Genomic DNA, 20,624 nt, shown 5'->3' on the forward strand with positions numbered 1-20,624 from the left:
GGCGCGTCAGCCGTGCAGGCGGATCCCGCGGGACAGCTGTTCGAAGGCCCGCACGGCGAGCTCGGCGGGCGGCTCGGAACACCCGGCGTCGGCGGCCCAGTGCTCGAATCCGATCCGGACGGCGTCGGTGGCCGCCGCGGCCATCAGCCGCGCGGCCAGCGGATCCACGTCCGGCACGAGGCCGGTGATGACCTCCTGCAGTCGTTCCTCGGAATCGCGATTGACGCGGTCCCAGACCGCCAGGAGGGCGTCGTCCTCGGCGGCCGCCCGCAGCAGGCCCCGCATCATCCGCCGCGTGGAGTCCTCAGCGCCGCCGTCGACGTCCAGCAGCGCCCTGATGACCTGCGGGATGGCGGTCCGCGGGTCACCTGGCCCCGTGTCCGCCAGGGCCTGGCGCCACTGGTCGGCACCGACGCTGAGCAGCGGCGCCACCGATTCCTCCTTGGTCCGGAAGTACCGGTAGAAGGTGCGCAGAGAGACCCCCGCACCGTCGGCGATCCTCTCCGTGGTGACCGCCGAGACGCCGTCGGCCGCGAACAGCCGGGCCGCGGAGCGGGCGAGGTCCAGCCGGGTGAACTCCTTGCGACGCTGTGTCAGGGTGGTGGAACTGGTCACATCCAGCAGAGTACGGGAATCACGACCGACGTGCACACGTTGCCATGATGGCACATTGTGCCACTTAGGCAGGATGTGCTCACCGGAGGCGGATGCCCGCTATGCCCGGTGAGGCCGGACGCCTGGGACCCACGTCCCACCGGCCTGCAGTCGAATCCCGCGCATCGCGCCGCGGAGAAAGGATCACCCCATGCCCACAGGATCGACCCTGTCCCCCGCGACCACGACCCCCGGGCCGCGCAGCGCGCTGGCCGCCGGCGCCATGGTGCTGGCGCTGCTCGCCACGGGATGCGCCGCAGAAGACGACGGAGCCACAGACACCCCCGGTGACGAGGACACCGTGCAGGTGGAGGCCCCCGAGGACGAGACCGACGTCGAGGATGACGCTGAGGCGGAGTCCCAGGAGACCAATGCTGAAGAGACGGAGACTGAGGAGACGGAGGCCGACGGCGCCTCCGACGTGTCGGTGGAGACCGTCGGCGAGAGCCCACACGCCTTCGTGACCGGTCAGGCTCCGGAGGGCCCCGCAGTGGACGTCTCCGGTGAGCTGATCATCGGGCCGGGCGGCTACATGGCGCTGGCTCAGGACGGTCAGCCCCAGGTGCTGGTCTTCGACGAGGACACGGAGTTCTCCTTCCGCGACGGCGCACCCTCCGTGACGACGCCGGAGCACGGCACCATCGAGGTGGGCGAGGAGGTCGAGTTCAGCGGAGTGGAGCACCCACTGGACGACATCGATGGGATTCCGTCGCAGCGCCTGGGCGGCGCCGACCAGCAGGTCCTCTTCGTCACCGGTGACTGACGGGTCCAGCCGTGTCACCGTGAGCTGTGCATGACGCACGTCGGCCCTGTCGCAGCAGTGTTCACCTGCGTCACGACAGGGCCGACGTATATCTGAAGGCGTCCGCGAGAGTCACCCGCGGCGCCGCAGCGGCCTCAGCTGCTGCGACCGGGGCGCCAGCCGAAGAAGTACAGGATCCAGCCGAGGGTACCCAGCAGGAACAGGCCGACAGTGGCCCAGGCACCTGTGGGCACTCCGGCGATCCGTTCCATGGCGCGCGCCTCGCCTGCCTCGGCGTCGTCCGCTGCGTCTGTCTGATCGGCGGACGGTGCCGCTCCGGTCTCGACCGCGGTCGGGGACTGCCCTCCTTCGCCAGCCTCCAGGGCCCCCGCACCCGCGCCGGGGATCTCGGAGGACCCCGCCGAGGAGCCCCGGAAGCGGTCTTCCAGCGCTGTGGGGGGGAGCACCCCGGTCCAGCGCGCTCGCGGACCCGCCGTCTCGTGGGGCGAGCCCTGGGTCGAAGGTCACAGGTTCGTCGCCGCGCGCCACCGGGAGCTCACCGTCGTCACTGGGCGACCAGTCCTGGCCTGAGCCTCCAGCACCGCCGCCGCTCCGAGGAGCGCGGGGAGCCTCGGCCCGTGCCGACCCCTCCGACGGGTCGGCAGAGTCAGCGCTCTCTTCGGACGTCGAGCTGTCCGAGTCCGAGTCCGAGTCCGACTCATCATCGGAGCCCCGCGGGGAGGGCTCCGACGTCGGGGACGGGGTGGCCTCCGCCTGCTCCTGGGCATCACGCCGCTGCTCCAGCAGGGCCCTGATGTCTGCGCGGGAGATGCCCTCGTTCCGGTCATCGGCTGCGGAGCTCTCCGAGTCATCGCCACGGTCGGATCCACCGGGTGTCTCGGGACGCTCCTGGACCGGTTCGGGGTCTTGGGGGCTGGGGGGTCTGTCCTCTCTGACCTGATGAGGATGAGGGCGCCTCGGTTCGAGAGTCGGAGGCTTCAGAGCTCTGCTGCCCCTGTTCCCGCTCGGAGCCGCTCGACTGCCGCTCCGAACTGGATCGCCCACTGGCGTCGGACTGCCCTGACCCGCCTGTGCGGTCCGACTGGCCTGTGCGGTCAGCGCCGCGTTCGGGCGACGGGGGTGTGCTCGTGTCGGATGTGTTGCCGGCATCGGGCCGGTCGCCACCGCTGTCTCGGCCGCCGTTCTCAGGCCGCTCGTTCTGCTGCTGACCGGGCTGCCCACTGGGCGTCCCTGGGCGCGGCTGGGGATCAGCGGGGCGTTCCTCGGGCTGCACCGGCCGCTCCTCCGGAGTGCCTTCGGGATCGGCCGGGCGCTCATCCGGATCGACGGGACGACCCTCGGGCTGCACCGGCCTGCCCTCCGGCTGGCCACCATCGTCCTCGTCGGAGTCCTCGTCCTCGTCAGAGTCCTCGTCCTCGTCAGAGTCCTCGTCCTCGTCGGAGTCCTCGTCCTCGTCGGAGTCCTCGTCCTCGTCAGAGTCCTCGTCCTCGTCAGAGTCATCGTCCGGCTCGGGCTCAGGCTCCGGCTCAGGCTCCGGCTCAGGCTCCGGCTCGGGCCCGGGCTCAGGCTCCGGGACGTCAGGTGTCTCGAGAGCCTCCTGCGGGTCAGATGCCGACGTCTCGTCGGGGCTGACCTCCGCGGGCACGTCGCGGACCGACTCTTCGGTCTCCGCATAGGCCGGAAGTGCGCTCAGCGGCGCGCTCAGGCCGACCACCACGGCAGCAGCAAGACCGGCTCGCACGCCAGCAGGACGATTCATCGGTGTCATCAAGCATCCCCTCGGTCCCGGGAGAGCGCCACCACCGAACCATCCGGCTGCCGCACCCACATCGTCCTCCCTGGGGACACCCCGATCACTCTGTCAGTCTCTGAATACACGTGCTGGTCCAGCACGATATGACGCCCACTGTCGGTCTCCACCACCGCCGCGGGCCCCAAGGCCACGGTGAAGTCGGCTCCATCCCAGGCCGCCTCCAACTCGCCAGACGTCAAAGACACAGCATAATTCTCGATGATGGCCAGGTCCATACCCCGCCCGACCTCCCAAGCCGGCGCCTCGGAGGCCGGGGTCGGCGTCTCAAGCACGGCACGGGCCGCCCCGTCGTCGAGATCGTGGACCACGTAGTAGCCCTGGTCCTCGGCAGTCCAGTACGACAGCCCCTGCCCGTGCCCCACGGCCAGGTGCTTGGTGAAGGTGAAACCTTCCTCCGGCGTCTCCAAGGTCAGTGCCGTCGACTCCTCGCCCTCTGACCACGGGATACGCACGATCTCCGGTTCACCGGGTCGGGCCTGGATGATCCCGGCCCGGTCGGCCGCTCCGGTGATCAGCTCGGGATTGACCTCCAGGAGCTCCGGCTCCTCCGAGCCCAGCTCGAGCAGGTGGACGCCGTCCTGGTCATGCAGCAGCGGGATCTCCCCCATTGCCGTGACCTCCGACCCCTCAGGAATCTCCCACCTCTGCTCATCCCCTGCGGCGGTCACCACGGTGAACTCACCGTCGGTACGGACGCCCACGGCGTCGACGGCGGCCTCGGTCTCCCCTGGCAGCCGCAGCTCGGTGGTCCACTGCAGCTCGGAGTCCAGCTCGATCTCCGCCACCGGCTCGCCGGTCAGCCCAGCACGCAGCACCAGGGTCTCGCCCTCGCCGGCCACGCTGAGAACGCCCGCCGAGAACACCGAGAGCTGACCGGCCTCCGACGGCGGCAGGTCCCACAGCCGCAGGGGGTACTCGTCCCGAAGATCGATCCCCGCCTCCACGAGCTCAGGGGAGGCGGTCGCCGGAGAGTCTCCCCGTGCGTCGTCCTCCCCTGTCACGGCGTACCAGGCGAGGCCGCCGACCAGCACCGCCACCACCGCTCCCAGCACCGCAGCCCGCCGACGACGACGCTTCCGCCGCTGCCGGTCCTGGGCACGGCGCGCACTGCGGGTGAGCGCTTCGAACTCACCGGTGTCCAGGGAAGGCTCACCCTCAACAGCCCCGGCCACAGCAGGAGCGGAGTCCGAGCCGACCTCGTCGGCGCGGCTCGCGTGCCCTGCCGCCTCATGCTCAGCCGTGCCGTCTGGCTCCGGCTCCTCCTGGGGCAGCCCGGCGGACCGGATGTGCTCCGCCAGTGCTGCGGGTGCGGGCGCAGCACGGCCGTCGGTGTCCAGGGTGAAGACGGTCGGGCGCAGGCCCAGCAGATCCCCGACGACTTCGGCGGGCCGCCCGCTGGCGCGGATCACCGACGCGAGCTCCTCGCCCAGCTCCGCGACATCGACCGGGCGCGGCCCCTCTCCCGGGACCGTCATCGTCCAATCCGTGTAGGAGAGTGTGAAGTCCACGGCCTGACGGGGAGGCCGTTCGCACCGCTCCGGATCGATGTACTCCAGCGTCCAGCACCCGGACTCGACGACGTCGGCGGCGCCCGGCTCCACGTCGAGCCCGATGACCGGAGACAGATGCCCGTGATGCCCGCGACGCACCGCGGCCAGCGCGGAGGCCAGGTCCGCATGCGAGTCCGCTGACCGTCCCGATCAGTGAGGTCCACGGCGGCGTCGAGGCGCACCGGAATCAGCAGGGGCGAGCTGCTCTCAGCGTCCGCCCTGTTCCCCTCAACCCGTTCTGGATCGCCTGCCACCTCAGCCTCGTTCTCGCCGCACCGCAGCGGTGATCGTTCTGAAGCCTCACCCTCGAGGCTGTGCTCACCGTTCTACCAGCTGGACCTGCCGGGCCACCAGAGATCCACGGACCTTCTCCCGAGGTGAGACGCCTCAGCCTGCTGGCGTCGCCCCGCCCGCGACGCTCCCCCTCAGACGGATTCGGAGGCCCGCCGACGTCGGCGGTAGTCCCACGTCACCGTCGCCAGCAGCGGACCCCAGGCGACCAGGGGCAGGTAGAGGAACCCGACGGGAGTGTGCCAGCGTGGATCCACCCCGCTGGGCACGGGCTCCACGGTCCACCACCAGAACAGCTGCGCCCAGAGCAGGGTGAGCAGCACCGCGCCGATCGAGGACACCACGACCACGGGACGCGCGGGGACGACCCGCCCGCCCAGCTGCGGCACCCAGCCCGGCACGGTCTGACCCCAGGGGCGCACCAGGCCGAGGCTGAGAGCCGCCGTCGCGGTGGTCAGCAGCGACAGCGCGATCAGGGCTAGTCCGTCCTGGTCCCACCGCGCGCTGGCATAGCCCCACGGAAGCCCCAGTGCGTTGCCGAGCCTCCATAGACCGCTGGGAAGCGTGATGAGCACGGTGCCCCAGGCGGCCCAGACCGCCCAGCGCGGCGCGGGCACGGCCCCGCCCGCGGAGCCCGAACTCATCGGCCAGGTCCCTGGGTGGGCTCGCTGCCGGTCGGCGCCGCAAGAGTCCGTGGCTCCCTCCAGGACCAGTCCCGATCCGCCTCGGTGATCTGCCTCAGGACGCGCGCCGGAGTCCCGCCCACCACCGTCAGCGGTGGCACGTGGGCGTGGACCACCGCACCGGCGGCGACCACGGACCCGGCCCCGACCCTGACGCCGGGGAGGATGACGGCATGGGCTCCCACCCAGACGTCGTCCTCGATGATCACGGGTGCGGAGAACTGGGTGCCGTCCCGGCGCAGCTCCGGGTGGACAGGGTGTCCGGTGGAGGTGATGGTGACCCTGGGGGCGAGCATCACGCGGTCGCCGATGTGGACCTCGCCGTCGTCGACCAGAGTGAGCCCGGTGTTGACGAAGACGTCGTCGCCGAAGAACGTGTGCGCGCCGTAGGAGACCACGACATCAGGCTCCACCCACAGGTCGCGGCCCGCGCGACCGAACAGCTTCCCGAGCAGCTCGGCCCGCCGGGAGGCGTCTCGCGGACCCGTGGCGTTGTACTCGCCGGCGAGCTCCTTCCCCCTCATGCGGGCCTCCTCCAGGCCGTCGAGGCCGGGCGCCGCATCGGTGTAGAGCTCCTGGACGGCGATACGACGACGGACCTCACGCTCGCGGGGGTCCATGCCGATGTCGGCGCCCGGGACGTTGCGGAGTTCACGGCGATGGTGGGATGCGGTGGGGGTCGTCTCCATGGGCCCATCCTGCCTCACGACCTCGTGAGTGCGATGTGAGTGAGATGTGAACACCCCCCTGGGAGAGTCGTCAGCGTCGACATAGTCGGCCATGCCGAGGGGCGCGGCCTCACGGGCGTCCGGACGACATGCGTCCGGGCATCTGCCACCTCACCGCGCCCCTCGGTCCAGACCGCGACGCCAGGACCCGAGAGGAGGAGCCATGCTCGAATTTCTCACCACGGTGATGAACTTCATGAACATCATGTACATCCTGTGAGCCGCATACACGGCCACGTGATCACAGGGGTGGACGTCCCGCCCCTGGGCATCTGCTCAGGGATCTCTCCCGTGGGACGGACGCAGTAGCCGATCGGGGCTGGTGACGCCGCATGCGTCGCCAGCCCCGTGGCATGACTGTCAGGTGGCGACGGCGAGGTCCCGTCACGCCCCGGAGGGCCGTTCGAGGGCGGATCACTCGACGACGAGCGTGGCGGTCATGGACGGATGCGGGGTGCAGTGCAGGCTGTAGTCGCCCGGCTCCTCGGGGGCGGCGAAGGTCACGGTCTCACCGGCGCCCACCGCGACGTCGAAGATCCCGGACTCATCGGAAGTGACGGTGTGGGCCTCACCGTCATGGTTGGTCACGGTGATCTCCGCCCCGGGAGCCACGGTGTCCGGGACATCGAACTCGTGGTCGGTGATGGTCAGGTGGACCGGTGTCGCCGCGCTGTCACCGTCGTCGGCACCGTCTGCCTCTTCCTCGGCCTCTCGAGGGGCGCCGTAGCCCGGCCGGGGGCTGTCGGCCTCCTCCTCAGCACCTTGGTCATCGGTCGGCTCATCGCCCTGACAGCCGACGAGCAGGAGCCCCGTGGCGGCCAGGACTGCCAGGGTGGTGCTCATCCGGCGCCTGCCGGGCTGTGCAGGAGTTCTCCTCAGGTGTGGTCTCATACCGACGATACGTCTGGAAGCCGCGGAGGGATTGGTCGGTCACAGGCGGGAGGAGGCCCACCGCTGCCCGTCCTGGTCGATGAGCAGGACCTCCACCACGCCGGGGTCGCGGTCGGCGACGACCCACGTGCCGCCGCCCTCACCCAGCGGCCACTCGCCGACCTCCTGCACGGTGCCGTCGGCCAGCCTGACCAGGCACGTGACGGCCCGGCCCTCCGGGGCCGCGACCACGTCGATGACCAGCACCGCCCCAGACTCTCCGTAGGCGCGGGAGACCTCACCCACCGGATCGGCGTCATCCTCGTCGGCGGCGACGAGAGGGATCCCCGCTGCGTCTTCCGGTCCCGCCGCTGGCTGCCCGCCGAGCACTCCCCACATGATCCCCGCCCCGATGGTCAGGCCCGTCACCGCTGCCGCGGAGGGCAGCAAGGCCTTCCGCAGGCGACCGGTGGACCCGGGGGCAGGCGCCACCGTCGGGAAGGACGACGGCTCCACACCCAGACCGGCCAGCACGCGGGACTCCAGCCCCGGCGCGGGGGCCGCCCGCGGCGCCGCCGGCAGGACCGCTTCCACGGCGTCCAGGAGTTCGGCGACGGTGCGGCGGCAGCTCGGGCAGTGGGACACGTGGTCCACCAGCGGCGCGGTGGACTCGGCGTCGCCCGTGCCCAGTGCGAGGTCCGTCAGCAGGTGCGGGTCGGGGTGGGCATCAGGCATGGTCCGCCTCCTCCCGGTCCCGCAGGCGGCGCAGCCCGTCGCGGATGCGCGTCTTGGCGGTGCCCAGCGGGATCCCCTCCCGGTCAGCGACCTCGGCGGCGGTGCATCCGCCGAACACCGCCAGCACCACCGCCCGCGCCTGGGGAGGTGACAGGCTGTGCAGCGTCCGGAGGGCCCGCTCCGACTCGATGCGGTTGAGCGCCGTCTCCTCCTGTTCCGGCACCGCCGTCAGCGTGTCCTGCACCAGCCGGTCCAGGATCTCGTCCTCCACCGGGGTGGCCCGTCGGGCACGCACGGCGTCGATGGCGGCGTTGCGGGAGATCGTCAGAAGCCAGGTCAGCACGGAGGCGCGCCGCAGGTCATAGGTGCCCGCGGCCCTCCAAGCACGCAGGAACACCTCCTGGCTGACGTCCTCAGCAAGGGCCGGGTCGCGGGTGATGCTGACCGCCATGCCGAACACCGCACGCTGGAACCGGCGCACGAAGGCCGTGGCCGCAGCGGCGTCTCCCACTGCGAGGCCCGCCAGCAATGCGGCGTCGTCCGCCCGGTCCGCCCGGGACAAGCCCTCCATAGTCCATGGTACGAGTCACAGCCGCCGGGAGATGGGTCAGCTCGGGCGACCCCGGGGGCGGACTGCGGGGCTCAGGCCAGTGTGACGCCGGTGTGCTGGGCCAGCGCGGCCAACAGCTGCCCCTGGAACTGCTCATCGTGGACGGCGGCATGGGGCTCTTCGCGACGCCGGTGGTGCCAATACCCGCCGACGTCGGCGGCGGCGTCGGCGGTGACGGCCAGCCATTCCTGGGTCCGAGTTCCTTCCCGGAGGTCCCCGGTGGCCGAGGCGCCGCCCATGCGGGTCGGCACCCAGCCGGGGTCCACCGCGTGTGAGGCGGTCTCCGGCCATCGGCGCTCGACGGCGGCGGCCAGACCGGTGGCCATCAGCTTGGTGTCCGCATAGGTGGCGGTCTCCTGCTCTCCGGCCCAGTCGAGTCCCTCCAGGGCGGGGTGGCCTCCGTGGTGAAGACCGCTGGAGAGGATGATCAGGCGCCGGGGACGGGGCAGCAGCGCCGTGAGCAGATAGGGGGCCACCACATTGACCGGCAGCAGGTGCGCACCACGGAGGACGCCGGCGTTGTGGATGACCGCATCGAAGCCACCGAGCTCCTCCGCCTGGGCGACGATGTCCCGGACCTGCTCCCTGTCGGCGAGGTCGCCGACCACGGCGGAGGCGCCGTCGTCCACCAGCGGCCGCAGGGAGGCGCGACGATGGTCGTCGCGGGCGTGGACCGTGACGTGGTGTCCTGCCGCCTGCAGGTGCTCCGCGGCGATGCGACCGAGTCCGTCGGTGGATCCGGTGATGAGGATGCGTGCCATGGGCGGGTCCTTCCGGTGTGCTCGCAGGATAGTCAGCGGCACCTCGCCTGCGCGAGGTTTCGGCGTCGCCGGCTGTCCCACCCCTCAGCGCCCCTCAGCCTCGGGCCGACATCTGCATCAGCGTCTGCAGGGCACGCTGCACCACAGGGCGCGGCTGCGGGGCACGCCGGACATGCACCACGATGCGCCGGCGGACCTCCGGGGCGGTCAGCCCCCGGACCGGGAGCCTCTCCTCCACGCCGGTGAGCGCCAACCTCGGCAGGACTGTGAGACCGATCCCGGCCTCGACCAGCGCCAGCGCCGCGTGGTGGTCGTCCAGCCGCGCGACATAGCCCGGCGCGAATCCCGCCGCGCGGCAGGCGGTGCTGATGATCCGGCCCGTCGGGCTGTCATAGATGTCGTGGTCGATCCAGGGCTCGTCCTGCAGCTCCTGCAGCGGAATGACGTCCCGGTCGGCCAGCCGGTGCCCCGGCGGCAGCACCACGAAGAAGGCGTCCACGGCCAGCGGATGCCGCTCGTAGCCCTCCAGGCGGGGAGCATCCGGCTCCGGCGGATCGTCGAGGGGCTCGTTGCGGATGTCGAGGTCGGCATGACGGCGGCCATGCCCGCCATAGGGCTCGTTGAGGCTGACCTCCACCGTGACCTGAGGGTGGTGGGCGCGGACCGCCTCGATGACTCCCGGCAGCCAGACCTGCGCGGCCGAGGAGAAGCACGCCACCGCCAGGTGCTCCGCCGGGGATTCCCGCAGGTCAGCGATGGTGCGGTCCAGCCGACGCAGCTCGGTGAGCGCTCCCGACGCGTGGGCGACGAGCTCCCGGGCCGCCTCGGTCGGCACGATCCCCCGGCCTTCTCGGGTGAACAGCTCCAGCCCGGTCTCGCGGGCCAGCTGTTTGAGGTGCTGGCTGACGGTCGCCGGCGAATAGTTCAGGTTCCGGGCCGCCGCGTGGACGGAGCCGCTGGCGATCACGGCCTCCAGCATCTGGAGACGGTGCGGGTTCTGCATGCCATGACCATACGGTGATGACGAACAATCATTCAATAACACCCGCTTGTCCCGAACAGTTGAAGGAGGTGGAATGGTGAGGCTGGCCGTTCGCCCCCGAGGAGACATCGTGACCCTGAGCAGCTACCTGGCCTTTCTCGGCGTCGCCGCGATCCTGGCGGTCACTCCGGGACCGGACACGTTCTTGGCTCTGCGCTATGCCATGGCTGGCCGTCGCCCCGGCCTGCTGGCCGCCACCGGATCCTCCGTGGCGATCTTCGCCTGGGCCGCGCTGGCGGCGGCCGGAGTGGCGGCGGCGCTGCGCAGCTCCACCACCGCCTACTACGGACTCACCCTGCTGGGCGGCACGTACCTGATCATCGTGGGTGCCCGGGCACTGCACGCCGCGCGGGCGGCCCGCGCGTCCCTCTCGGCCACTTCCGCTCCGGTCACGCCTGCCACCCATGCCCACGGCCCGCGGGCCGACGCCGAGCCGGCCAGGACCGACGACGACGCCGCCGTCGGCCCGTCGGGGGCGGTGGCCGTCGCCGCGCCGCCCAGGATCCGGAACCGGACCGCGCTGCTGGCCGGGGTGACCACGTGCCTGACGAATCCGAAGACCGGACTGTTCTTCATCGCCCTGTTCCCGCAGTTCACCTCGGCCGAGATGAGCGTGCCGCAGGTGACCTTCGCCCTGGGCGGGACGGTGGCGCTGTGCATCTTCCTCTACCTGATCGCCGTCGTGGTGCTGGCCGACGCCGCCCGTCGCTGGCTGGCCCGGCCGGCGGTCACCCACGGCATCCAGGCCATCAGCGGGGCGGTGCTCGGCGGGCTGGGCGTCTATATGGTCGCCACGGCTCTGCCTCAGCTGATGTGAGCCTCAGGCCTCGCCCTCCACGCCGGCCAGGGCGGCGGCCAGGAAGCCCTCCTCGGCCTGGTTCCCCGGCAGCTCGAGGGCGCGCCGGTACGCTGCTGCGGCGGCGCCGTGATCCCCCAGCTGCTCCAACGTGAGCCCCCGGGCGGTGTGGAACGGCCGGAACCGCGAGAGGACCGGATCCTCGGCGAGCGCATCCAGCTCTCGCAGGCCCGTCTCCGGGCCCCGAGCCTTGCCTCGCGCGACGGCCCGACCGAGCAGGACCACCGGGCCGTCGTCGTGGGTCCGCAGCATGTCGTAGAGCACCGCGATCTGTGCCCAGTCGGTGGACTCTGCGGCGGGCGCCTCGGCATGCACCGCAGCGATGGCCGCCTGGATGGCGTACGGCCCTGCGCCAGGAGAGGCGGCCGCCTGTTCGGTGAGGGCCACACCCTCGCGGATGAGCGCTTGGTCCCACAGGGCCCGGTCCTGGGCGGCCAGCGGCACCGGGCGCCCGTCATCGGCCAGCCGGGCGGGACGCCGGGCCTGAGTGAGCAGCAGCAGGGCCAGCAGGCCGGTGGTCTCGGCGGAGCCCGGGATGAGTCCGTGGAGCACCCGGGCCAGGCGGATCGCCTCGCCGGTGAGGTCCTCCCGGGTGTGAGACTCTCCACCGGTGGCGACGAAGCCTTCGGTGTAGAGGAGGTAGATGACGCGCTGCACGCCGACGAGCCGCGCCCCGAGATCCTGCCGTCGAGGCGGAGTGAAGGCGATGCCGAGGGTGCGGATGCGGCGCTTGGCCCGCACGAGCCGCTGCTGCATGGTCGCAGTGGGCACCAGAAGCGCCTGCGCCACCTCCGCAGAGCTCAGACCGCCGAGGAACCGCAGGGTCAGCGCGATGCGATCCTCGGGGGCGAGCAGGGGGTGAGCGCAGGCGAAGAACAGTCCGAGGCGCTCATCCGGGATCTCGGCATGCTCGTCGTCGTAGTCCTGCTGGGCGGGGTCCTCCAGCGCCTCAGGGACGGGACCGCGGTCCTGCTCCACCCGCAGCCGCGGCAGCGCGGCGGCCCGCACCCTGCCCCGGCGCAGGGAGTCGATGCCCTTGCGGCGCGCCGTGGTGGTCAGCCAAGCCTCCGGAACGGCGGGCACGCCCGTCTCGGACCAGCTGTGCAGCGCTTGGACGATGGCGTCCTGGAGCATGTCCTCGGCGAGGTCGAGGTCTCCGAACCGACGCGCCAGGGCGGAGAGGATGCGCGCCCGGGCGTCCCGGCCGAGGCCGGCGATCGCCCGGTGCGCGGCATCCGCTCCACCGATGTGCGGGGCTGTCACGGCAGGCGGCTCAGTAGGGGGCCACAGGGCGGACCTCCACATGTCCGCCCGGGGCAGAGCCGGGGCTGCGGCGGGCCCACTCGATGGCCTCGTCGATGTCGGCCACCTCGATGATGTAGGTGCCGCCGACGAACTCCTGAACCTCGGCGAAGGGGCCGGAGGTGACGACCCGGGCGCCGTCGTCGTCACTGGCGACCCGCACCCCGTGCTCGGGGTCCTCCAGGGCGAAAGAGGTGACGACGACGCCGGCCTCGGTGATCTCCTTGTCGAAGGCGAAGAACTCCTCAGGGTCCGCGCCTCCGTGCTCGCCGCAGCCGGCGTCATCCGTGCGACCCATCAGCAGCAGTGCATATTTCATAGTGACTCCTCATATCTGTCGGCCGTGGACCGCGGCCCGGGGAGGGACGCGACGCGAGCCGAAGGACGTCGCACCGGATGGTCCGACAACATCTTGACGCACGGGGTGTGCCGGGATCGACAGATCCGGGCGAAGTTTTTCTCGGGGTTCCTCTCACGCTCTCCGATCTGTGTCCCCGTTGCAGGCACGAGGCCGTCCACTGAAGCGATTCAGTCCGGCGTCGCATCCCTGGAACAGGGACAGCGACCGTGCTCGACCCGATGTCCGCCCCGGGAATCCTGCTGCACGCCCGATGGTTCCCCCTGTGGACATCACTGCAGCAGTGGACGTCGGCACAGCATCCCGCCGACCGCATCGCCCGAGAGGACCCGCCATGACCGAGACGACCCCCGCCACGATCCGCATGTTCGGCGCCCAGTGGTGCGGTGACTGCCGCCGCACCAAGGCGCAGCTGGACGGCCTCGGCGTCGACTTCCAGTACATCGACTTGGAGCAGGATGTGGCCGCCGCCGACGTCGCCCGGGAGATCTCCGGGCGCACCAACATCCCCGTAGTGGTCTACCCGGACGGCTCCCACCACGTGGAGCCCAGCAACGACGACGTCGCCGCCAAGCTGCGGGAGCTGCGGATCATCTGAGCCGTCGCAGCGGACTGCCGCGGAGCCCGACCTCCACTGACGGCCCAACGGCGAGCCCTCAGACCTGGCCCCCGAGCCACTGATGCGCTATATATGGTCGGATGACCACCCGTGCGTCGGACGTCCGGCGGTGAGCCTGACGGCGTCGGCGGGGCATGGCGAGGGGAAGGACTTCACCGGGTGGCCGAGACCGAGACGATGACTCAGCGCGGAGACCCGCGCGCGCCGACGGCGTCGCGGATCCCGTTGCGCCGCCTGCCGACCAGCATGATCCTCTGGTCCGCCATGCGCGTGCTCGTCGCCGTGCTCGCCGCTGCGGCCGTGGTCGCGCAGTTCGCCGCCGCCCTGGACGGCGCCCTCACCCATGACCGGGCACTGGGCGCCACGGTGGGGAACTTCTTCAGCTACTTCACCATCCTCTCCAACTCAGCGGCAGCAGTGTTCCTGGCCTGGGCCGGGCTGCGTCCGCTCATCCGTCGGCGCGGCTCCCTGGTGGACCCGCCGGCGCTCTCCCTGGGGCTGGCCTGTGTAACCAGCTGCGTGCTGATCACCGGGGCGGTCTACAACACGTTGCTGCGCCATCTGCCGCTGCCCCCCGGCAGCGAGCCGCCGCCATGGTCGAACGAGGTGCTGCACATGGTGGTGCCGCTGTTCGTCTTCGCCGACCTGCTGCTGGGGCCGCGCCGACGCGCTCTGCCATGGCGCGCCCTGTGGGTGATGGTGGCGTTCCCGCTGCTGTGGGCGATCTACACAATGGTCCGAGGCCCGCTGGTCACCGATCCGGCCACCGGCGCACCCTTCTGGTACCCCTACCCCTTCATGGATCCGGGCAACCAGGACCTGGTGCCGCTGGCCGGCTACCCGGGCGTGATCCTCTACCTGGCCGGCATCGCGGCGGCCATGATCGCCGTCAGCGCCGTCGTCGTCTGGTGCGGGCGCCGCGGACCCGGGCTGTGACACCGCCGGTGCGGGGCTTCCCTGGAGAGGGGTTCGAGACTTCGACCATGATCGAGCCGAGCCGCTGACGGCGCGGCACCACAACACCTCTCAAGGGAGTCGGCATGAACCTGGACACGATAGAGCAAGCTGACGATGCCCTGAGGATGAAGGTCCGGGCCCGGCTGAACCGCCGGAACGCGGCGAAGGTGCTGCGATCGATCGAATCCGCGACAGGCCCGGTGCCACGGCATGTCAGGGCGCAGGCCGACGACTACGCCGGCGATGTGCTCGGTTCCAAGAGCCATGCGGCCTGGCTGTACGTCTACTGCGCGATCGCCGGCGAGTTCCGCGACGGGTGGATCCCCGACGACTACTACATGTCCGTGGTCCTTCCCGCGATCGAGGGGCGACATGGCGCGCTCTCCGACATGCGGTCGATGACAGCCCGCATCTTCGGGCACGAGAAGGAGATCCCCGACAGCGGATACGTGGTCAAGGGGCGGCTGTTCAGCGCATCGCTCGACGAGAGCGCATCCCTGGAGGAGTTCACCGACCTGGTCTTCGCCGGAGGCGACCGAGTGGCCTTCAAAGCTGACGGGAGCGCGCGCGGCCGCGGCGTGCAGATCCTTGATCGAGAGAGCTTCACGCGGACGGCGAGGGACCTTCCCGACGGCGTGGTCCAACCCTTCATCCACCAGCACGAGGCCTTCGCCGAGATCGCGTCCGGCTCCGTCGGGACGCTGCGGATGACGACGGTCATCGAACCTGACGGGCAGCCGTCGCTCAGGGATGCGTACCTGCGCTTCGGGCGGGAGGCGGAGGACCATGTCGCCTCGGACTCGAACATCCGCGTTCTGCTCGACACGACCACGGGCGCCTTCAGCCCGATCGGCTACTCGGTGGACTGGCTCGAGATCGACCGGCATCCCGACTCCGGCGCCGTGTTCGCCGGACATGAGGTGCCGAACTACGCCGCCTGCCGCGAGGCCGTGGAACGGCTGCACGGGCGATTCCCGGTGGCCCCGGTGATCGGGTGGGACCTGACCGTTGGTCATGACGGTTCCGTCCACGTGCTCGAGTGGAACAACGGGCACAACGACATCAAGTTCTCCGAAGCGACCTCGGGGCCGTGCTTCACGGGGTTGGGCTGGGAGTTCCTCGGCCGGAAGGGAGGGCGGCCCGGTGTCCCTCACTGAGACGGAGGCGCCCGCGGCGATCTTCGCCCAGTCTGGCGCAGCCCTCTCCCCCGATCAGCGAGTCGTCGACCTGCTGCTGGGGCCGCGGCGACGGGCGCTTGCCTGGCGCTCCCTGTGGGTCGTCGTGGGTCTCTCTCTCCCCCCGTTAGCTTCTAAGGGCGCTGCTTCTCCGGCAGGATGAGCAGTGTTGGCCGGTCCGGTCTCTGGGCATGATCATTTGCCCCCAGTCGCAGTCATGATCCGGGGGGTGTTGTCACCCAGAGGCCGGTCACGGGTGGATCGTGGATCGCTGATAGAGGCACGACAGCCCCAACCTGCCCCGGCAGGCGGAGGGCTAGTTTCCTAACGTGGATGCCGAGCATGACCCGCCCTACTGACCACACCGACACCTCGGTGCTGGATCCGGCCAGCGACGGGCCCGGCACCCCGACCGGTGGCCGTCACGGTTCACAGAGACGGGAGAAGACCATGGGCTGGATCCTGCAGGATGTCGAGGTGTTCATCGGCCTCGACGTCGTCAAAGCCGAACATCACGCCACCGCACTGACCCGCACCAGCGAGAAGGTCTACGACAAGGCCCTGCCCAACGACGAGACCAAGCTGCGGCAGCTGCTGAACGAACTCACCAAGGACCACGGGCCAGCATTGTTGGTGGTCGACCAACCAGCGACTATCGGAGCGCTGCCTGTCACCGTGGCCCAGACGATGGAGCAGGTCGAAGTGGCCTACCTGCCGGGGTTGACCATGCGCCGGATGACTGACCTGCACGCCGGCTCGGCCAAGACCGATGCCCGGGACGCGTTCATCATCGCCGAGACAGCCCGCACCATGCCCTCAGCGCTGCGGCAGATCGCCGCCAGCGACGAGCAGATCGCCGAGCTGGCGGTGCTGGCTGGCTTCGATGATGACCTGCTGGGCCAGACCACCGCAGCCAGGAACCGGCTGCGCGGGCTGCTGACCCAGATCCACCCGGCTCTCGAGCGGGCTGTGGGCTCGAATCTGCATCACTACGGGGTCCTTGATGCTTTGGCCGCCTGGCCGACCCCGCAGAAGCTCAAGGCCGCTGGCCGGGGGCATGTGCGCAACAGGATCAAGAAGCACAATCCTCGCCTGGCCGAGAGGCTCACCGCGGCGATCTTCACCGCCCTGGATGCCCAGACCGTGGTGGTCGCTGGCACCGGGGCCGCGGCCACGATCATCCCGATCCTGACCAACCAGCTGAAGGACCTCTACACCCAGCGGGCCCACGTGCTGGCCCAGGTCGAGGCACTGGTGGAGGCCCACCCTCTTGCCCAGGTCCTGACCTCGATGCCCGGAATCGGGGTCAGGACCGCCGCTAGAATCCTCACCGAGGTCGTCGGCAAGGACTTCAAGACTGCCGGGCACCTCGCTTCCTACGCCGGGATCGCCCCCACGACCCGGCGCTCCGGGACATCGATCCGCGGGGAGTTCGCCAACCGCGGCGGCAACAAGAGACTGAAATCGTCCCTGTTCAACAGCGCCTTCGCCTCATTGCACCACGGGCCTTCACGGGCCTACTACGACAAGAAGAGAGCCGCTGGGAAGACTCACAAACAGGCCGTCATCGCTCTGGCTCGTCGCCGTCTGGACACTCTCTACGCCATGCTGCGAGACGGCACCTTCTACCAAGACCCCGAGACCATCAGAGGCGGCACCTGGCACGCCCTCGCGGCTTGACGAAAACCATAGAGGCACCCCCGGGGGGAAGGACAGCCCGGAGTTTAGGGATCGATGCCGAAGAGTTCGAGGAAGACGCGCCCGCAACGAACGAACCCTGCCCGGCGTCGCCGCGGGGCAGGGTTCGGACGTCTTCAGTTGTGGAGCTAAGGGGAGTCGAACCCCTGACCTCGTCGATGCGAACGACGCGCTCTACCAGCTGAGCTATAGCCCCGTATGCAGTTTCTACCCTGTGCCACCGCACCGGCCCTTCTGCAGATCAACTCGGCAGATCGCCGCGCGCGACCACACCAGGATATAACCGCGGAGCCGCTCACAGAAATTCCTGGACGGCAGATGACGCCGGGAACCGCCTGTCCCCGCCGTCATCGCTGGTCACCAGCGCATAGGGGCACCGTCACACGATGTCGACCCGCGTTCCTGCACCCGGGGCGTGAGCACCGCCACTGCTGAGCCGGCCTGAATCCCTGATACTGGTGGGATGACCGTCTCCACCGCGCCCTCCCCCGCCGTCGTCGCCGAGCCTGCCTTCGGGCTGCTGCTGGACGTGGACGGCCCCATCGCCTCGCCGGTCTCGCGGACGGTGGCGATCACCTCCATCGGCCGCGATCTGGCCGCCATGGCCAACCGGGGCATCCCGGTCATCTTCAACACCGGACGCTCCGACGACTTCATCGCCCGTCAGGTGGTCCCGCCGCTGCGCGAGGCGGGCCTGCACGCGGGCGCTCCGGTCTTCACCATCAGCGAGAAGGGCGCGGTCTGGGCCGAGGTCACCCCGGAGGGGCTGGGCGAGATCCACCTCGACGAGGAGCTGCGCCTGCCCGCCGCCCTGGCCGACGACGTCCGCGCCCTGGTGGCCGAGCGGTTCAGCGGGCACATGTTCTTCGACGAGACCAAGCGGGCCATGATCTCCCTGGAGCAGCGCACCGACGTCGCCAACGAGGACTACCTGGCGGTCCAGCCGGAGTTCGACGCCGCCGCCCCTGCCCTGCTGGAGAAGCACCAGGTCCGTGACGTCCGCATCGACCCGACCATCATCTCCACCGACATCGAGCACGATCGCCTGGGCAAGGACCTCGGCGCCGCCCGGGCGCTGGAGCTGCTCCAGGCCCGTGGCATCAGCCCGCAGGCCTGGTACACGATGGGCGACTCCCGCACCGACTACGCGATGGCCTCCTGGCTGCACGAGCGCGGCCACCAGGTCAGCCATGTGGACGTCCGCCCCGCCGACGGCATCCCGGAGACCGCCCACCCGGTGCTGACCTCGGACACCGGCGCCATCCATGACGACGCCGGCGCCGAGTTCCTCAGCCGTTGGGCCCGTTCGCTGTGCTGAGGGCAGAGAGCCGCGGGTTCAATCCAGGACGTTCGTACACGGCCTAGCTCGGAGCTGCACTAACTCGACCTCAGCGAAGGCCTGGTCATCCACATCCCCGCCATGCAGGTCACATAGATGGTACCCGTGACCAGGGAGGCGAGCAGCACCCAAGGGTCATACGAGCTGAACAGCGTGACGACGAGAAACATCAGAACTACCGTCGACACGACCAGGCCGATCAGCCAGGCCACGAATGTCCGGTCCGCTCGTGTCAATTGAAGCACCCCATCACAGTGAACGCGGTGGTTGATCCAGCGATGGTGACAATCCCACCGATGCAGGCTGCGCAGATCTTCGCCGTCGGGGGCGTAGCCGGCACGGAGCAGGACGATCCGCACAGGGCCACGATCGTCCCCGCTGCGACGGTGCCGATTCCGAGCGTGGTGGCTACGCACGCCACTGTGCCCCCTGACTGTGCAACGGGGCTGATGCAGGAACAGGTGACAGTTCACTCTTAGGCCGCCAGGGTGACGGCCTGCTCCATTAGGTGGGCTTCAAACTGTACCGGGGTCATCCGGCCCAGCTCCTGCTGCTTCCTCCTTCGGTGGTAGGTCTTCTCGATCCAGGTGACGATCTTCATCCGCAGCTGCTGACGGGTCGCCCAAACCTCACGGTCAAGCACATTGTTCTGCAGCAGCGAGTAGAACGACTCCATCGCCGCGTTATCACCAGCGGCACCGACCCGACCCATCGAGCCGATCAGCCCGTGCTGTTCCAGCACCCGGGTGACTTTCTTCGCTCGAAATTGCGACCCTCGATCCGAGTGCAGAATGCATCCGGCCACGTTGGCGACCCCGCGGCGGGCCACCGCGTTGTTGATCGCCCGCACTGCCAGTGAGGACTTCATGCGCGAGTCGATCGCGTAGCCGACGATCCGGCGTGAGCAGACATCCTTGATCGCGCACAGATACAGCTTGCCCTCACCGGTGTGGTGTTCGGTGATGTCGGTCAGCCAGACCTGGTTCGGGGCATCAGCGTGGAAGTTCCGTCGCACCCGGTCGTCATGGACTGGCGGGCCCGGGCGGGTGCCTTTGCCCCTGCGCTTGCGGCTGATCACCGAAGTCACACCCTGGGCGTTGCACAGCCGCCACGCAGTCCTGGTGGCCATCCGGTGTCCAGCCTCTTCTGCTTCATCAGCGAGGTATCGGTACCCGAACTCAGGATCCTCTCGGTGAGCATCGATCAGCGCGTTGAGTCGGTGGGCTTCCTCCCACTCCTGATCCGTCACGGGGTTGGCCAGCCACCGGTAGTAGGGCTGGCGGGCGATCTTCAGTACCCGGCACGTCACCGCCACAGGAACACCCTCGGTGGCGGCGAGATCACCTACGAGCGGGTAGAGCCTTTTGACGGCAGATTCGCCTGCGAGAGATACGCCGCGGCCCGGCGCAGCACCAGGTTCTCCTGCTCGAGCAACCGGTTACGCCGGCGCAGTTCACGCAGCTCGTCCTTCTGATCACTGGTGCGGCCTTCGCGTTCACCGGCATCGGTGGCGTCCTGGCGCATCCAGTTCGTCAGAGTCGCGTAGCTGATCCCGAAATCAGCAGCGATCTGCTTCAGGCTCACACCGGCCTCGCGGTTCTTCGCGACCGCGACAACATCCTCCCGGAACTCCTCCGGGTACTTTCCTGCCATAGGGACATCCTCTCCTGCCCAGCACCCACGGCGCTAAGCATCAGATGTCACCTGTTCCTGCATCAGCCCCATGGATAGAAGTCGAGGCCTTCCGATGATGGAGGTTCCTACACCTAATCCATCCAGAAGACCTCGACGATGTCCCAGCCTACTTTCACGACCCCTGA

Annotated in this window: 22 protein-coding genes and 1 tRNA gene; 7 read left to right on the forward strand and 16 right to left on the reverse strand. The window is 69.8% G+C overall.

Annotated features, from left to right (window positions below):
- Positions 1 to 6: 6 nt before the first annotated feature.
- Positions 7 to 615 (reverse strand): TetR/AcrR family transcriptional regulator, encoded by a 609-nt coding sequence (locus ABD658_RS13575; RefSeq protein WP_344683312.1) that lies wholly within the window; start codon positions 613 to 615, stop codon positions 7 to 9.
- A 190-nt stretch (positions 616 to 805) separates the two neighbouring features.
- Here ABD658_RS13575 and ABD658_RS13580 point away from each other — a divergent pair, with 190 nt between their 5' ends.
- The gene (locus ABD658_RS13580) at positions 806 to 1,417 is read left to right on the forward strand and encodes a hypothetical protein (RefSeq protein ID WP_344683310.1); all 612 of its coding nucleotides are present in this window, start codon (positions 806 to 808) and stop codon (positions 1,415 to 1,417) included.
- 134 nt (positions 1,418 to 1,551) lie between these two features.
- Here ABD658_RS13580 and ABD658_RS13585 read toward each other — a convergent pair whose 3' ends face one another.
- The 10 genes from ABD658_RS13585 to ABD658_RS13630 all read right to left on the reverse strand — a co-directional run bounded on the left by ABD658_RS13585 (position 1,552) and on the right by ABD658_RS13630 (position 10,461).
- The gene (locus tag ABD658_RS13585) at positions 1,552 to 1,863 is read right to left on the reverse strand and encodes a hypothetical protein (protein ID WP_344683304.1); all 312 of its coding nucleotides are present in this window, start codon (positions 1,861 to 1,863) and stop codon (positions 1,552 to 1,554) included.
- 401 nt (positions 1,864 to 2,264) lie between these two features.
- Positions 2,265 to 3,176, reverse strand: a complete 912-nt coding sequence (locus ABD658_RS13590) for a hypothetical protein (protein WP_344683302.1) — start codon at positions 3,174 to 3,176, stop codon at positions 2,265 to 2,267.
- An 8-nt stretch (positions 3,177 to 3,184) separates the two neighbouring features.
- Complete coding sequence (locus tag ABD658_RS13595; RefSeq protein ID WP_344683300.1) at positions 3,185 to 4,879, reverse strand: hypothetical protein; 1,695 nt, start codon at positions 4,877 to 4,879, stop codon at positions 3,185 to 3,187.
- Positions 4,880 to 5,205: 326 nt separating this feature from the next.
- The gene (locus ABD658_RS13600) at positions 5,206 to 5,715 is read right to left on the reverse strand and encodes a hypothetical protein (RefSeq protein ID WP_344683298.1); all 510 of its coding nucleotides are present in this window, start codon (positions 5,713 to 5,715) and stop codon (positions 5,206 to 5,208) included.
- Positions 5,712 to 6,443 (reverse strand): DapH/DapD/GlmU-related protein, encoded by a 732-nt coding sequence (locus ABD658_RS13605; protein ID WP_344683296.1) that lies wholly within the window; start codon positions 6,441 to 6,443, stop codon positions 5,712 to 5,714. Before ABD658_RS13605 ends, ABD658_RS13600 begins: the two co-directional genes overlap by 4 nt.
- 453 nt (positions 6,444 to 6,896) lie before the next feature.
- Complete coding sequence (locus ABD658_RS13610) at positions 6,897 to 7,325, reverse strand: cupredoxin domain-containing protein (protein ID WP_344683294.1); 429 nt, start codon at positions 7,323 to 7,325, stop codon at positions 6,897 to 6,899.
- An 87-nt stretch (positions 7,326 to 7,412) separates the two neighbouring features.
- Positions 7,413 to 8,087 carry a hypothetical protein gene (locus tag ABD658_RS13615; RefSeq protein WP_344683292.1) on the reverse strand — a complete coding sequence of 225 codons (675 nt, stop codon included), beginning with the start codon at positions 8,085 to 8,087 and terminating at the stop codon, positions 7,413 to 7,415.
- Positions 8,080 to 8,658, reverse strand: a complete 579-nt coding sequence (locus ABD658_RS13620) for an RNA polymerase sigma factor (protein ID WP_344683291.1) — start codon at positions 8,656 to 8,658, stop codon at positions 8,080 to 8,082. The genes ABD658_RS13615 and ABD658_RS13620 overlap by 8 nt, the downstream gene beginning before the upstream one ends.
- A 71-nt stretch (positions 8,659 to 8,729) precedes the next feature.
- Positions 8,730 to 9,458 carry an SDR family NAD(P)-dependent oxidoreductase gene (locus ABD658_RS13625; protein ID WP_344683290.1) on the reverse strand — a complete coding sequence of 243 codons (729 nt, stop codon included), beginning with the start codon at positions 9,456 to 9,458 and terminating at the stop codon, positions 8,730 to 8,732.
- 94 nt (positions 9,459 to 9,552) lie between these two features.
- On the reverse strand, positions 9,553 to 10,461 hold the full coding sequence (locus ABD658_RS13630) for a LysR family transcriptional regulator (RefSeq protein WP_344683288.1): 909 nt from the start codon (positions 10,459 to 10,461) through the stop codon (positions 9,553 to 9,555).
- Between the two features lie 109 nt (positions 10,462 to 10,570).
- On the opposite strand from ABD658_RS13630, the gene ABD658_RS13635 reads away from it, so the two are divergent.
- The gene (locus ABD658_RS13635) at positions 10,571 to 11,317 is read left to right on the forward strand and encodes a LysE family translocator (protein WP_344683286.1); all 747 of its coding nucleotides are present in this window, start codon (positions 10,571 to 10,573) and stop codon (positions 11,315 to 11,317) included.
- Positions 11,318 to 11,320: 3 nt separating this feature from the next.
- Here the strand turns inward: ABD658_RS13635 and ABD658_RS13640 are convergent, their stop codons facing one another.
- Positions 11,321 to 12,619 (reverse strand): RNA polymerase sigma factor, encoded by a 1,299-nt coding sequence (locus ABD658_RS13640; protein WP_344683284.1) that lies wholly within the window; start codon positions 12,617 to 12,619, stop codon positions 11,321 to 11,323.
- Between the two features lie 10 nt (positions 12,620 to 12,629).
- Positions 12,630 to 12,977 carry a YciI family protein gene (locus tag ABD658_RS13645; protein WP_070162244.1) on the reverse strand — a complete coding sequence of 116 codons (348 nt, stop codon included), beginning with the start codon at positions 12,975 to 12,977 and terminating at the stop codon, positions 12,630 to 12,632.
- A 373-nt stretch (positions 12,978 to 13,350) separates the two neighbouring features.
- Between ABD658_RS13645 and ABD658_RS13650 the strand changes: the two genes are divergently transcribed.
- From ABD658_RS13650 to ABD658_RS13665, 4 genes are all read left to right on the forward strand, one after another.
- Complete coding sequence (locus ABD658_RS13650) at positions 13,351 to 13,614, forward strand: glutaredoxin family protein (protein ID WP_070162246.1); 264 nt, start codon at positions 13,351 to 13,353, stop codon at positions 13,612 to 13,614.
- Positions 13,615 to 13,794: 180 nt separating this feature from the next.
- Positions 13,795 to 14,571: a Pr6Pr family membrane protein gene (locus tag ABD658_RS13655; protein WP_344683281.1), complete on the forward strand. Its 777-nt coding sequence runs from the start codon at positions 13,795 to 13,797 to the stop codon at positions 14,569 to 14,571.
- Positions 14,572 to 14,675: 104 nt separating this feature from the next.
- Positions 14,676 to 15,749, forward strand: coding sequence for a sugar-transfer associated ATP-grasp domain-containing protein (locus tag ABD658_RS13660; RefSeq protein WP_344683279.1), 1,074 nt, complete (start codon positions 14,676 to 14,678; stop codon positions 15,747 to 15,749).
- A gap of 468 nt (positions 15,750 to 16,217) precedes the next feature.
- Entirely contained in the window at positions 16,218 to 17,447 is a 1,230-nt protein-coding gene (locus ABD658_RS13665; protein ID WP_344744802.1) for an IS110 family RNA-guided transposase, read from the forward strand.
- A gap of 141 nt (positions 17,448 to 17,588) precedes the next feature.
- On the opposite strand, the gene ABD658_RS13670 is transcribed toward ABD658_RS13665, so the two are convergent.
- Positions 17,589 to 17,661 (reverse strand) — tRNA-Ala (locus ABD658_RS13670).
- A 267-nt stretch (positions 17,662 to 17,928) separates the two neighbouring features.
- On the opposite strand from ABD658_RS13670, the gene ABD658_RS13675 reads away from it, so the two are divergent.
- The gene (locus ABD658_RS13675) at positions 17,929 to 18,783 is read left to right on the forward strand and encodes a Cof-type HAD-IIB family hydrolase (RefSeq protein ID WP_344685359.1); all 855 of its coding nucleotides are present in this window, start codon (positions 17,929 to 17,931) and stop codon (positions 18,781 to 18,783) included.
- A gap of 59 nt (positions 18,784 to 18,842) precedes the next feature.
- Here the strand turns inward: ABD658_RS13675 and ABD658_RS13680 are convergent, their stop codons facing one another.
- Positions 18,843 to 19,163, reverse strand: coding sequence for a hypothetical protein (locus ABD658_RS13680; RefSeq protein ID WP_344685357.1), 321 nt, complete (start codon positions 19,161 to 19,163; stop codon positions 18,843 to 18,845).
- Positions 19,164 to 19,279: 116 nt separating this feature from the next.
- A protein-coding gene (locus ABD658_RS13685) for an IS3 family transposase (RefSeq protein ID WP_344685355.1) occupies positions 19,280 to 20,457 on the reverse strand; the annotation gives its coding sequence in 2 pieces (ribosomal slippage) (positions 19,280 to 20,170 and positions 20,173 to 20,457; 1,176 coding nt in all).
- Between the last annotated feature and the right edge of the window lie 167 nt (positions 20,458 to 20,624).

Source organism: Nesterenkonia aethiopica, assembly GCF_039534665.1.
GTDB lineage: Bacteria > Actinomycetota > Actinomycetes > Actinomycetales > Micrococcaceae > Nesterenkonia > Nesterenkonia aethiopica.